Genomic DNA, 13,423 nt, shown 5'->3' with positions numbered 1-13,423 from the left:
ATGAAACAAGTATCGAAATACTTATTTCATTCGCATTCTGTTATGTACAGCTTGGCTTAAAGTATGACTATCGACATATTCAAGTTCACCACCCTGTGGTACGCCTTGTGCGATACGGGTCATTTGAATAGGCAAATGCTTCGTTGCCTCCACCAAATAGTGTGCTGTAGCTTGACCCTCAACAGTTGCATTGGTCGCCAAAATTACTTCCGTTACTTTACCATCGCTTAAACGCTGAATCAGATACGGAATACCAATTTCTTCTGGACCAATACCATCAAGTGGAGATAAATGCCCTCCTAATACATGGTATTTACCGCGAAAACTGCCACTTTGTTCAATTGCCATCACATCTGCTGGTGACTCAACCACACAGAGCAATTGATCATCACGCTCATGCGAGACACAAATATCACAGACTTCATTTTCCGTCAGAGAGTGACACAAGCTACATTCATGAATATAGCTCGTGGCTTCATTTAAAGCATGTGCAAGACCGATTGCGCCTTCACGATTTTTCATAATCAAGTGAAGCGCCATGCGTTGAGCCGACTTCGGCCCAACACTTGGCAAAATGCGTAAAGCTTGTACCAATTGATCGAAACGATCACTAAACACTATAGGTATTCCTTTATTAGAATAAACCTGCAAGACCTGGTGGCAAGCCTGCGCCAGAGTTTGCAGCTTTCATGCGCTCTTCAGTGATTGCTTCTGCTTGACGTGCAGCATCATTCATTGCAGCAGCAATTAAGTCTTCAATCATATCTGCATCATCTTGCAATAATTCAGGATTGATTTCGATACGCTTTACAACATTACGGCAAGTCATCGTCACTTTCACCAAACCACCACCTGCTTCGGCATGCACTTCTGTTTGTGCAAGCTCTTCTTTGGCTTTCTTGATATTGCTTTCCATGTCTTTTTGCATGCGTTGTGCTTGCTGCATAAGCATATTAATGTTCATTAAAATCTCCGAACATAAAATTAAAAATTAGATTAAGTCTAAACCACGTGCGATATCGCGAATAATATCATCAATGTCTTCTAAACCAACAGATACCCGAATTAAACCTTCACTAATACCCGCTGCCTGTTTTGCCTCAGCCGACATTCTGCCATGAGACGTCGTTGCAGGATGCGTAATCGTAGATTTTACATCCCCTAAGTTACTGGTAATTGATAAGAAACGAGTATTGTCAATGACTGTCCAAGCCCCCTCACGCTCACCTGTCACTACAAAAGAAACCACGCCACCAAAACCAGACTGCTGTTTCTTTGCTAGCTCATGTCCCTCATGGTTTGGTAAACCAGCGTAATACACTTTTTCAACTTTTGGATGTGCATCGAGCCATTCTGCTAACTTTTGCGCACTGGCACAATGTGCTTTCATCCGTAAGCTTAAAGTTTCTAAACCCTTTAAGAAGATCCATGCATTAAATGGGCTCATAGAATTACCCAGTGTACGAATAACACCGTTAATTTCTTCAACCAATTTATCTTTACCTACAACGGCCCCACCTAAAGCACGACCTTGACCATCAATATATTTCGTTGATGAATAAATAATCAGGTCAGCACCAAACTTAATGGGTTGCTGTAAGATTGGAGTACAGAACGTATTATCGACTGCAAATAAAGCATTATGTGCATGAGCAATATCAGCAATTGCCTGCATATCACCCACTTGAGCCAATGGGTTCGACGGTGTTTCAATAAATAAAAGACGTGTATTTGGACGAATCGCTTGTTTCCAGCCGTCTAAATCTTCCAAATCTACGAATGTAACATCGACACCAAATTTGATGACATATTTTTCAAACAGCGAAATAATCGAACCAAATACAGCCCGCGAACATACGACATGATCACCCGCTTTTAAATAAGCCAACGTCACTGCATGTACTGCGGCCATACCCGAACTGGTTGCTACTGCGCGCTCAGCACCATCTAATATAGCTAAACGCTTTTCAAATGCTTGTACCGTTGGGTTGGTATAACGTGAGTATGTATTCCCCTCAATTTGTCCTGAAAATTTAGCTGCTGCATCTGCCGCATTTTCACAAACGAAAGAAGATGTTAGGAAAATTGGCTCACTATGTTCACCCTCAAAAGTACGTGTGTGACCGGTACGAATCGCTAAAGTGTCTAATTGGTATTCGATGTCGTCGTATTGGCTCATTTCTCTGTGTTTCAGTCCAAAGACTGCCTTTATAAAGAATTGCCAACATTTTGAGCGTCTAGGCTATTTAAGGTCAAGGTAAAATACGCAAATATTGATTAGACTTCGATCAAACTTTCTACTTATTTGAGATATCAACCCTATGCAGAACTTAAAAACTAAAATAAATAATCTGTCCACGCGCATTTTTAAAGGGAAGTCACTCGTTCTGTCACAAAATACGCCCTATGAAGTGATTGAAACATTTGACCTGACTCAAATTCGCTATTACGCCCCAGAAGTTCGCAAGTACAAAGAACCTCTGGTTTTCGTGGTTCCTCTCGCCATCAATATGTCCATTTATGACCTTTACCCCTATCGTTCTTTGGTTAAGTATTTCCAACAGCAGGGTTTTGCTGTGTATGTAATTGACTGGGGCAAACTAAGTTTCCGTAATTGTCATTTTAATTTTTTAACCTTTATTGATCATTACATCCCGCTATGCATTCAAAGCATTTTAAAACATAGTCAAAGTGATCAAATTTCACTACACGGCTGGAGTATGGCAGGTATATTTGTGAGCTTATATACTGCTCTACATCAGCCCAATTTCGTGAAAAATTTAATGGTATTGGGTAGCCCAATTGACAGCTATAAATCTGGGCGAAATGGACAGTTCTTTGCATATCTCAATCGAATCATTTCAAAAAGCAAAACATTACAACAGCAAATTTATCAGGGCAAAATACCGAAGCGTCTACTTCACACCTCAGGTGTTTTAAATACGATTGGTTTTAAAATGGTTGACCCTATAGGCTGGTTTCAAAGCCACAAAAACTTGTTACTCAATTTGGACGACAACGAAGCTTTATATGAACACGCCACTATTGGTAGTTTTCTTAACCGTATGATTGATTATCCTGGTGGCATCAACCAAGACATGTTGTTTAATGTTTGGCTACGTAATCCACTCAAAACAGGAGTAATCACATTAAATAAGAAAAGCATAGCTTTAAAAAATATACAGTGCTCATTGCTTGTTGCCGCAGCCACAACAGACCAATTAGTTACTACAGAAGCCGCTAAACCACTCACCCAATTGACAAGTAGTACTGATGTCACGTTTACTCTCATCCCAGGTGGACATTTAGGACTGATGTCAAGTCAACGTAGTGCCGATGAATTTTGGCCAAAACTGGCTCAGTGGTTAAGTGAACGTTCAACTAATATTTAAATACTAAGGTTTGACATGATTCAGTCAGTTGCATTTATCGGTCTAGGCGCGATGGGGTATCGCATGGCATCACACTTACCCAAACACTTTGAACAAGTTTGGGTATGGAATCGCAATTTTGAGAAAGCAAAGCAACATGCTGAAGCTTATGGCACTCAAGCTGTAGACCTTGCAAAAGCAGTACAAGCCGATGTAGTTTTCTCATGCCTTCCTACCAGCCAAGACATTGAAGAATTACTTGATCAAGTACAGCTTAAATCTGGTAGCATTTGGGTCGATTGCACCAGCGGTGTACCGTCTTCTGCAAAAAAAGTAGCTGAACAACTCAAACTACAAGGTGTAGATTTTTTAGATGCACCAGTCAGCGGCCAAACCATTGGTGCAGATAATGCAACCCTTACTGTCATGATTGGCGGTGAGGCTACAGCATTTGAGCGTGCACTACCTGCCATACAGGCATTTGGCAAACTGATTAAACATGTAGGCGAATCTGGTGCAGGTTTTGCAGTCAAAGCTGTAAACAATATGCTTCTGGCAGTCAATCTATGTTCCGTTGCAGAAGGTTTCACCACCTTAAAAGCCCATGGGGTCAACTTAAATGAAGCCTTAGACTGTATTAATGCATCGAGTGGTAAAAGTGGTGTGACCGAAACAGTTTTACCACAACGAATCCTAAACCGTAGTTTTCCTCTAACTTTTGCACTGCCTTTATTGGCCAAAGATACAGGTATTGCCGTTGACTTAGTTCGTGAAGCCAAACTATCTGCGCCAATAATTGGACTAGCACAAAGCTTGATTCAGGCCGCCAGCGATTTATCTGAAGCAGATCGTGACTTTTCTTCTGCCATAAAAATGTACGAAACATGGAGTAAGATTACAATTGAGTAAGAACTCACCATTGAATAAACAAAACCAACCCTTATAAAGTAGTAATGTGACTACATACAATGTTACAAACTGAGGAAATTCTCATGAAAAAGTTGACTGTAGCGGTTTTTGCCAGTCTTGCAACATTCATCGGGGCGCAAAGTTTTGCAGCATCGCCTGAGCAAGAGTGTCAAAAATTAAAAGATGATCATGATGTCATTTATGCATCTAAAGGATTCTGCTTTAAAGATCCTGAGGCGAAAGCAAAATTTGGCAATGACAATTGCTACACTACCAAACCAAAGTTCTCTGAAAAAGAGCAACAACGCCTTGATGCCATCAAAGAGCGTCAAAAAGAATTAAACTGTAAGTAAATTCAGTTTAAGTAAAATTTAAGGAATAGACATGGCTTACGATGAGCAAAACATTTTTGCACGAATTTTACGTGGTGAACTTCCAGCCATTAAAGTATATGAAGATGACCAAGTTCTTGCTTTTATGGATATTATGCCTCAAGCAGATGGTCACACCTTAGTGATCCCCAAAACACCTGCTGTGACACTGCTTGATCTGCCTGCCGATGCCGCAGCCTACACCATTCAAGTTGTGCAAAAAGTTGCAAAAGCCATAGAAGTTGGTTTAGATGCAAAAGGTATTGTTCTTATGCAATTATCTGGCCCTGCGGCTGGACAAACCGTTCCGCATGTACACTTCCACCTTATCCCAAGTTCTGTGCATGAGCTCGGTAAACACGCCCTACAAATGGGTGATCAAGAAAAAATCAAAGCGCAAGCAGAAAAAATTCGAGCCGCTTTGTAATTTTTCAGATCAAATCAAGGAGCTTCGGCTCCTTTTTTGATATCTTAGATTCTCAAATGAAGTGCAACAGAGATTAAATTATTGGAAAGAAGCAAGATGAGCTAGCATTTTGCTTCCGACCGACCAAAGTCAAAGTTGCATCATGAACTATACTCATCTTACCCAAGAAGAACGATATCAGATTTATACATTGTTACGTGAAGGTTTTTCTAAACGTTATATCGCTTGGAGACTGAATCGTTCACCTTCAACCATTTCTAGGGAAATCAAACGTAATCGAGCTAGAAATGGCTATTTCGCTAAACATGCCAATAAAGTAGCTCGAAGACGTCACTGCTCCAATCCTAAAAGAATCCCTTGTGAAATGTGGGCACATGTCATCTCTTATCTTGATCTTCAATGGAGTCCTGAACAGATTGCTTCTCATGTTCCAGTCAGTTTGCATTCAATTTATCGCTTTATACGACAGGATAAAAACAATGGCGGTACACTCTTTCATCACCTACGTTTCAGAAATCAAAGAAAGAGGAAATACGGCTCTCCTGAAACCCGTGGTCAGCTGAGTAATCGTAAAAGTATTCATGACAGACCTATCGAGATTGAGCGGCGGAATCGCTTTGGTGATCTGGAAATAGATACGATTGTTGGTAAGAACCATCAGCAATCATTGGTCTCTATTGTGGATCGGAAGACAGGTTATTTATGGCTGAAAAAGTGTAGCTCACGCAAGGCAGAGGAAATTTGCCAAACAACTATCAGCCTTCTTAAGCCAATCAAAGATCAGCTAAAGACTATTACCGCAGATAATGGTAAGGAGTTCAGTCTGCATAAGTATGTTGCTCAAGAATTAGAACTAGACTGGTATTTTGCTGATCCTTATAGCGCTTGGCAACGAGGCACGAATGAAAATACAAATGGTTTAATCAGACAATACATTAAAAAAGGCAGTAATTTAAATGCCTATACGGATGAATATATCTCAGAAATCACTCAACGTTTGAATCATCGCCCAAGAAAAAGACTCAGCTTTAAAAGTCCGAGTCAGGTATTATGGCAACAACATGGTGTTGCACTTCAAATGCTAATCTAAGAAATGAAAAAAGCCCATTCGAGAATGGGCTTTTGTTTTCAAACCTTGATTGAATGGTTTTAGAAGCGGTATTTCGCAGCTACACCGAATTTGTTGTAGTCGTTGTTGCCGACTTCACCAAAACCAACACGGCCTTCAAGGCTGACTTGTGGAGTGAAGAATTTACGAGCATTGATACCGAATTCATTGGTATCAGTGAGATCATTGCTGTAATAGTCAGCCCCTAAGCTTAAAGTTTTGTCGATGAAATAATCGCCTTTAAGGTTATATTCATCAAGGTCTCCGAAAGCGGCACCTGCTTCTAAGTTTATGTCTTTACCATTACTGAGTGTTGTGACATATTTGGCACGTAAAGTTGGGTCTACGCCATCGTCATAATCGTTATCATAACCCTTTAGACCCGCAGCGATTAATAAACCTGGAGCAGGTAAATAACCGACTTCAGCACTATAAACTGTAGTATCAAAGTCACCGCCATTATCAAAAGAATAATCATCACGTCCAACTTTACCACCGAGGTAGAAGTCTGAGTTCGGAATGAAGAATTCTGCACCAATGCCATATTGCTGACGTTCATCATCACCAACTTCGTCGTATTGGTATTTGGCATTTACATTACTGGCACGATCTAAGAATGCTGCTTCTGCAAGTGGCGCATTACGAGTTTGTACGGGGTTAAAGTAGTATGTACCATCCACACCAAAAGAGCCGCTTGAACTACCATTGTCTGGATCAATTAGGCCAGCAGAAGCACCGACTTCTGCTTGGTAGGCATGCGCAGTACCTGTGATTGCCAAAGCTGAAAGAAGTGCTGAAGCAATTGCTAATTTTTTCATGGAATGTACCCCTCGAAAGTGGACCGATATTTAAATTTTTTGTTACAACTTCAGTCTAGGTCAAAATAAAAAAGCGTCAACCAATGGAAAGTTAATGCTCTGTATCCATGGTTACATCATGTAATTTTTCATATTTAAATAATTGATAATAAATTATATTTTTATAATGTTTTGTTTTATTAAAATTGTGTAGATTCTGTGGATCTCATAATTTTTGTCCATATTTTATACAATTTTAGGTCAAAATGTTTAGCCCATTTGTCTGCTGAGAAATGCTCTCAGATTTGTTTTATGTGGTTGCTGAAGCATATAGAGATTTGCTTGCTCATTGAAGTAATCACTTTCTTGACTGAAGGTTAACTTTCCATCTTATGAAGAAGAGCCAGTTGTGTCGGGTTGGAGATGAATAATCACAGCCACTGAGTGTGCTATAATCAGCGACTATTTTTTCGCTTTATATTGATTGAGAGTAATTCACGTGGAAATTAATCCGTATCTAAACCAATTAAAAGACTTAAACGACCGTGGTCTCACATTACGGGGGTATCTTTGACTACGATCTGAAAAAAGAGCGTTTAGAAGAGGTTCTCCGTGAATTAGAAGATCCAGCGATTTGGAATGATCAAAGCCGTGCGCAAGCGATGGCCAAAGAAAAAGGCGAACTTGAAAACGTCTTAAACGTGTTAGATGGTTTGGCAACACAGCTTGAAGACGCAGAAGCGATGCTCGATTTGGCAGTCGAGGCCGATGATGAGAGTCTGCTGGCTGATGTTCAGGCTGAATTGAATTCTGCAGAAGAAGAATTAGCGAAGCTTGAATTCCGCCGTATGTTCAGCAACCCAATGGACCCGAACCCATGTTATGTGGAAATTCAAGCAGGTTCAGGGGGTACAGAAGCGCAAGACTGGGCTTCAATGTTACTGCGTATGTACATGCGCTGGATTGAACGTCATGGTTTTAAAGCTGAATTGATGGAAGAGTCAGACGGTGATGTCGCCGGGATTAAGTCAGCAACGATTCGTGTGGAAGGTGAATATGCTTATGGTTGGTTGCGTACTGAATCGGGCGTGCATCGTTTAGTTCGAAAATCGCCATTTGACTCAGGTAACCGCCGTCATACCTCGTTCTCTGCTGTGTTTGTGTCGCCAGAAGTTGATGACAATATTGAAATTGATATCAACCCATCTGACGTGCGTACAGATACTTACCGCGCTTCAGGTGCTGGTGGTCAGCACATTAACAAAACAGACTCTGCGGTACGTTTAACCCACGCACCGACAGGGATTGTGGTGGCATGTCAGAACCAACGTTCACAACATGCCAACCGTGATCATGCATGGAAACAGTTACGTGCGAAGTTGTATGAGTTGGAAATGAGCAAACGTAACGAAGCGGCTCAAGCACTTGAAGACTCGAAGTCAGATATCGGTTGGGGCAGTCAGATTCGTTCTTATGTTTTGGATGACTCACGTATTAAAGACTTACGTACTGGTGTTGAAAATTCTAATACAGGTGCAGTACTAGATGGTGACCTTGATAAGTTTATTGAAGCCAGCTTAAAACAAGGTTTGTAATTTAAATAATGAATGAAAGCAAAGCGTTAAAAGTTATTTTACAATATATCTAAAAAATTCGATATTAAAATCGAAAAAATACGATATATTAGATGAAAGAAACTGAATCACGCTTTGCTGCCCATTAAACGTGTCTTGAGTATGGATATAGATTTAATTTTTAAAGCCTTGGCTAATCCGACGCGTCGTCAAATTTTGGAATGGTTAAAAAAGCCTGAACAATTTTTATCGAGCGACGAATGTGGTGACTTTAAACGGGGCGTATGTGCAGGTCATATCGAGCGGTTGGGCAATGTGTCGCAATCGACGATGTCGAACCATTTATCTGTGTTACAGCAGGCCGGTTTAATTCAAGTCGAGAAAAATGGACAGTGGTCATATTTTTCGCGCAATGAAGCGTTGATTCAGCAATATATCGAACATTTGCAACGTTCACTTTAATTGAAAAAAGTGGCGATCGAGGCGACTATGGCTGAACTGAATACTCCTTTAACTTTGGGTGATTTACACTTAAAAAACCGCGTCATTATGGCTCCATTAACGCGTAGTCGTGCAACAGCAGACCGTGTGCCCACAGCTATGATGGCAGAGTATTATGCACAGCGTGCAAGTGCAGGTTTGATTATTTCTGAAGCGACCGTGATTTCGGAAGAAGCCAATGGCTATTTGAATACACCGGGGCTATTTAATGAAGCGCAAGTTGAAGGCTGGAAACAGGTGACTCAAGCGGTACATGACAAAGCGGGCTTAATTGTGGCGCAGTTGTGGCATGTCGGTCGTGTATCGCACCCTGATTTATTGGATGGCGAAACCCCAGTTTCTGCAAGTAGCGTACAACAAAAGGGCTATGTCAGTTTATTACGTCCAAAACGTGAATATGTGGTTCCTCGTGCATTAGAGATTGCTGAAATTCAAAGCATTGTTGATCAGTACAAGCAAGCAGCGGTTTATGCTAAAGCGGCGGGCTTTGATGGTGTGGAACTGCATGCGGCCAATGGTTATTTGATTGATCAGTTTTTACAAAGCTCAACCAATCTACGTAAAGATCAATATGGTGGCAGTGTAGAAAATCGTGCGCGTTTGTTGCTTGAAGTGGTGGATGCATTGATTGAAGTCTGGGGTGCAGGTCGTGTTGGGGTGCATCTCGCTCCACGTGGTGATGAGCATGACATGGGTGATGATGATCCACGTGAAACCTTTGGTTATGCACTGGAGCAACTGGGTCAACGTCAGATTGCGTTCTTCTTTACCCGTGAATATTTGGCTGATGACAGTATCAGTACGTACCTCAAACAACGTTCGGGTGGTGTACCATTGATTGCCAATATGCGTTTAAGCCGTGAAGATGCGGTTGATCTGTTGGCATCGGGTCAAGCGGATGCAGTGTCTTGGGGTAAAGACTATATTGCCAATCCAGACCTGTATGAGCGTCTACTGCAAGATGCGCCACTGAATGAACTGAAACTGGAAAATATGATTGGAACGGATGTCGCGGCAGGCTATGTGGACTATCCGACTTTAGCTGAAATGGAAACTGCTGCGGTTTAAATTGCTTTTCCGTTAAATTCGCGACAAGATAACAGCGCAATTCATTTCATGGCATGAGTTGCGCTGTTTTATTTTTGCATTGATTTTTGGAGCACGTATTTGGCTACTCCTTTTTGGTATAACGCAGCACTTGCGCTGATCAAACCGCTGTATAAGTCTAAAATAAAAAAACGTGCAGAGAGTACAGAACAATTTCACCAAGAATGTCTCGAACGTTTCGGGCCGTTTCAACCCGTTAAAAATCGCCAAGCGATTTGGTTCCATGTGGTGTCGGTGGGTGAAACCAATGCAGCGCAGCCTCTCATCGAGCATTACTTAAAAGCGGGTCATCCAGTCTTGGTGACCAATACCACCAAAACGGGTCAGGCACGGGCTAAATCACTCTTTTTAAAAGCACCTTATTTAGACCTGTTCCAAGCGGTATATTTACCTGCAGATCAAAAGCCCTTAGTTCGTCAGTTCTTTGCATTGTATCAGCCTAAACTCTTGGCTTTGGTGGAGACGGAACTGTGGCCAAATTTAATTGCCCAAGCGGGGCAGAGTCAGGTGCCATGTATTTTGATGAATGCTCGTCTTTCTGAAAAATCAGCCAAAGGCTATGCCAAAGTATCTAGCCTGACGCAACCAATGTTACACGGACTAGATCAGCTCTTGGCACAAGATCGTGCAACTGCGGAGCGCTTTATCCGGCTCGGTGCAGTTCAGTCAAAGACGCAGGTGGTGGGGAGTATTAAGTTTGATATTCATGCGCCTGAATCATTTGTTAAACAGGCGGCTCAGCTCAGGCAAGAATGGTCATTGGCTGGACGTAAGATCATCACTATGGCCAGTACTCATGCACCTGAAGAACAAAAATTGTTAAGTGCGTTTAAGCCATATTTGGATGCACAGCCTGAACTGTTGTGTATTGTGGTACCGCGTCATCCAGAGCGTTTTGATGAGGTCTTTAATGTCACGCAAAGTTTAAATTTAAACACCACTCGCAGAAGTACGGGACAAAGAATAGAAGCAAAAACTCAAGTCTATTTAGCCGATTCAATGGGAGAGATGTGGTTATGGTATGCCTTATCGAATACCTGTTTTGTCGGTGGCTCGCTGAATGAACCCGGGGGTGGGCATAATATTTTAGAGCCGATTGCGTTAAATGTGCCAACAGTTTTGGGCAAAAACTATTTTAATTTCCAAAGTATTGTTGATGAGTTTGTACAAGCCGATGCAGTGAAAGTTGTTGATGATGCTGAACAGGCTGCCGCAGTGTTGATGACACTGTTAGAGGATATTGAGCAAGCGAATACACTGAATCAATCTGCACAAAAGATTATGCAGTTGAATACGGGTTCTTTGAAAAAGCATATTCAAGTGATTGATGCTTATTTATAAAATTTGAGTGAGTTTGTCATTACTATAAATACTGTAGATTTTATGGATGGCTTTGCGTAAGTGGCTCCTACTTTTCAAAGATGAAAAGTAGCAAAAATCTTTTGCTGTGCTGAAGGTACATCCTGTACCTCAGCACAGCGGGCGACATCCTTGTCGCCGTTCACGATGGCATGTGCTGATTAGGCCTTCACTGTTTGGATTCTTTCTATTTATTATGAATATCGTTCTCTTAGACCCGCGCCAAACTGAATCTGAACTCTGGTCCATTAGTGCCAAGCGTCAGCTTGAACATTTACATCGTCATTTAGAGCTTAAAGTCGGCGATACTTTAAAAGTCGGGATACAAAACGGAAAGCGTTATCTTACGCAAGTGGTTGATGTTTCCGAAACAGCTGTACGTATAAAACCCTTACATGAAGAGTCTGTACCTGCCAAACTACCTGTCACGTTAATTGTGGCGATGCCACGCCCTAAAGTTCTACGTCGTTTGATTATGGATGCGGTGACTTTAGGGGTTGAGAAAATTATTTTGCTGCACAGCTATCGGGTCGATAAAAGTTATTGGCAAACCCCATTTTTACAACAGTTGGATCAATATGTGACTTTGGGGTTAGAGCAGGCCGGTGATACGGTTGCGCCGAAAATTGAAATTTATAAACGCTTTAAGCCTTTTGTTGAAGATCAATTGCCAAGTCTGATTTCGGCCGATTGTCCTGCCTATGTTGCACATCCCTACAGCGAGGCCAAAATGCCGAGTGCAATTCAACATCCTTGTACAATTGTGATTGGGCCTGAAGGTGGATTTATACCTTACGAAGTTGAATTACTGGTAAAAAACGGCTGCCAAGCGATGAGCTTAGGCAACCGTATTATTCGGACTGAAACCGTGATCCCTTATGTCTTAGGGCGTTTATTTGGCGGTTGAAGCATCCATTGGATAGCTGTCATTCTTCGCTACGCGAACTTCTTGAACAGGGTATGGGATAGAAATATCATGTTCAGCAAAAGCTTCCACCACATATTCTTGTACAGCACTGATTGAGCCAGATACCGTGGTTTCTGTGGTGTTAACCCACCATTGAACTTTGAGATTCACCGAAAAATCTGCAAGTGCAGCGACGTTCACACTAAAACCCGGCTGACTTAAAATAGTCGTATCTCGGTCTAAAATGCCTAAAATAATATCTTTGGCTTTTTTGATATCATCTTCATAACCAATACCGACCAAGAACTCACAGCGACGACGTGGATAGGCAGTGTTGACCGTAACAGCGCTGGTATACACAGTTGCATTTGGGATCACAATACGACGACCATCTGGGGCGCGTAAGTAAGTGGCACGAATTTGAATATCCTCAACATTGCCTTCCATACCCGAGACGATGATGTCATCACCTATTTTAAAGGGTTCACTCAATAAAATGAGAATTCCCGAAAGCAAATTTTGGAAGATATCTTTAAAAGCAAAACCAATGGCAACTGAGCCAATCCCTAAAGCACTCATCAGCTGACCGGGTGTGAAACCAGGAATTGCAATCACCATGGCAATCAGAAAACCAATAAAGATGATGGCTGAACTGCCGACACGGTTTAGGACTAGAACAAGATTCTGCTTGGTATAGGAGCGATCAGACAGTGCTTTACGAACAAACAGTTTGAACAGCTTAGAGAGTAGATAAAAAATGATAAACGTAATCAGCGCAATACAAAAATAAGGCATACGTTCCCAAAAACTATCGACAAATTTGTCAATCGTCGAATAGGCATCATTATATTTTGCAGTATGTGCGATTACGCTTTGCGTGGTTTTCGCTGTCGCGTCATGTAGCATCTCTGACGTACCTTGAGCAACCTCGCTCAAAGTATTGGTTTGTTCTGACACTGGTCTTCCAATCACTGAAAATTTGGCATATTTTG

At 41.6% G+C, this 13,423-nt stretch carries 15 protein-coding genes; 10 read left to right on the top strand and 5 right to left on the bottom strand.

All coding sequences use genetic code 11. The features are described 5' to 3' along the window. Positions 1 to 21: 21 nt before the first annotated feature. From recR to B9T36_RS09065, 3 genes are read right to left on the bottom strand one after another with little or no spacing between them, the layout of a single operon-like run. Positions 22 to 618: a recombination mediator RecR gene (gene recR, locus B9T36_RS09075; protein WP_086209166.1), complete on the bottom strand. Its 597-nt coding sequence runs from the start codon at positions 616 to 618 to the stop codon at positions 22 to 24. Between the two features lie 16 nt (positions 619 to 634). Next, entirely contained in the window at positions 635 to 964 is a 330-nt protein-coding gene (locus B9T36_RS09070) for a YbaB/EbfC family nucleoid-associated protein (RefSeq protein ID WP_004984648.1), read from the bottom strand. A 27-nt stretch (positions 965 to 991) separates the two neighbouring features. Continuing rightward, positions 992 to 2,179, bottom strand: a complete 1,188-nt coding sequence (locus tag B9T36_RS09065) for an O-succinylhomoserine sulfhydrylase (protein WP_086209165.1) — start codon at positions 2,177 to 2,179, stop codon at positions 992 to 994. 142 nt (positions 2,180 to 2,321) lie between these two features. On the opposite strand from B9T36_RS09065, the gene B9T36_RS09060 reads away from it, so the two are divergent. The 5 genes from B9T36_RS09060 (at position 2,322) to B9T36_RS09040 (ending at position 6,168) form a co-directional block, all read left to right on the top strand. Then, positions 2,322 to 3,392, top strand: coding sequence for an alpha/beta fold hydrolase (locus B9T36_RS09060; RefSeq protein WP_086209164.1), 1,071 nt, complete (start codon positions 2,322 to 2,324; stop codon positions 3,390 to 3,392). Positions 3,393 to 3,407: 15 nt separating this feature from the next. Continuing rightward, positions 3,408 to 4,280 carry an NAD(P)-dependent oxidoreductase gene (locus B9T36_RS09055; protein ID WP_086209163.1) on the top strand — a complete coding sequence of 291 codons (873 nt, stop codon included), beginning with the start codon at positions 3,408 to 3,410 and terminating at the stop codon, positions 4,278 to 4,280. A gap of 83 nt (positions 4,281 to 4,363) precedes the next feature. Continuing rightward, positions 4,364 to 4,633 (top strand): YARHG domain-containing protein, encoded by a 270-nt coding sequence (locus B9T36_RS09050; protein WP_078426548.1) that lies wholly within the window; start codon positions 4,364 to 4,366, stop codon positions 4,631 to 4,633. Positions 4,634 to 4,664: 31 nt separating this feature from the next. Next, entirely contained in the window at positions 4,665 to 5,078 is a 414-nt protein-coding gene (locus tag B9T36_RS09045; RefSeq protein WP_086209162.1) for an HIT family protein, read from the top strand. 142 nt (positions 5,079 to 5,220) lie between these two features. Further along, positions 5,221 to 6,168: an IS30 family transposase gene (locus B9T36_RS09040; protein WP_119065102.1), complete on the top strand. Its 948-nt coding sequence runs from the start codon at positions 5,221 to 5,223 to the stop codon at positions 6,166 to 6,168. Between the two features lie 59 nt (positions 6,169 to 6,227). On the opposite strand, the gene B9T36_RS09035 is transcribed toward B9T36_RS09040, so the two are convergent. Further along, positions 6,228 to 7,004, bottom strand: coding sequence for a putative porin (locus B9T36_RS09035; RefSeq protein ID WP_086209161.1), 777 nt, complete (start codon positions 7,002 to 7,004; stop codon positions 6,228 to 6,230). Positions 7,005 to 7,482: 478 nt separating this feature from the next. Between B9T36_RS09035 and prfB the strand changes: the two genes are divergently transcribed. The 5 genes from prfB to B9T36_RS09010 all read left to right on the top strand — a co-directional run bounded on the left by prfB (position 7,483) and on the right by B9T36_RS09010 (position 12,431). Then, positions 7,483 to 8,578 (top strand): peptide chain release factor 2 gene (gene prfB / locus B9T36_RS09030; protein ID WP_110974628.1). Its coding sequence is split into 2 segments (ribosomal slippage): positions 7,483 to 7,554 and positions 7,556 to 8,578, totalling 1,095 coding nucleotides; the frame shifts between segments, so codons are not numbered across the junction. A 141-nt stretch (positions 8,579 to 8,719) separates the two neighbouring features. Next, positions 8,720 to 9,019, top strand: coding sequence for an ArsR/SmtB family transcription factor (locus B9T36_RS09025; RefSeq protein WP_086209159.1), 300 nt, complete (start codon positions 8,720 to 8,722; stop codon positions 9,017 to 9,019). Positions 9,020 to 9,046: 27 nt separating this feature from the next. Next, positions 9,047 to 10,126: an alkene reductase gene (locus B9T36_RS09020; protein ID WP_086209197.1), complete on the top strand. Its 1,080-nt coding sequence runs from the start codon at positions 9,047 to 9,049 to the stop codon at positions 10,124 to 10,126. A 99-nt stretch (positions 10,127 to 10,225) separates the two neighbouring features. After that, complete coding sequence (locus B9T36_RS09015; RefSeq protein ID WP_086209158.1) at positions 10,226 to 11,506, top strand: 3-deoxy-D-manno-octulosonic acid transferase; 1,281 nt, start codon at positions 10,226 to 10,228, stop codon at positions 11,504 to 11,506. 214 nt (positions 11,507 to 11,720) lie between these two features. After that, positions 11,721 to 12,431 carry a 16S rRNA (uracil(1498)-N(3))-methyltransferase gene (locus B9T36_RS09010; protein ID WP_086209157.1) on the top strand — a complete coding sequence of 237 codons (711 nt, stop codon included), beginning with the start codon at positions 11,721 to 11,723 and terminating at the stop codon, positions 12,429 to 12,431. Here the strand turns inward: B9T36_RS09010 and B9T36_RS09005 are convergent. Then, entirely contained in the window at positions 12,417 to 13,388 is a 972-nt protein-coding gene (locus tag B9T36_RS09005; protein WP_086209156.1) for a mechanosensitive ion channel family protein, read from the bottom strand. The two genes, B9T36_RS09010 and B9T36_RS09005, sit on opposite strands and share 15 nt — an antisense overlap. Positions 13,389 to 13,423 lie beyond the last annotated feature (35 nt).

It is taken from the genome of Acinetobacter sp. ANC 4204 (assembly GCF_002135205.1).
In the GTDB taxonomy this organism is placed as follows: domain Bacteria; phylum Pseudomonadota; class Gammaproteobacteria; order Pseudomonadales; family Moraxellaceae; genus Acinetobacter.
Note: the sequence above shows the minus strand (reverse complement) of the source record. Positions and strands in the feature narration are given on the sequence as shown.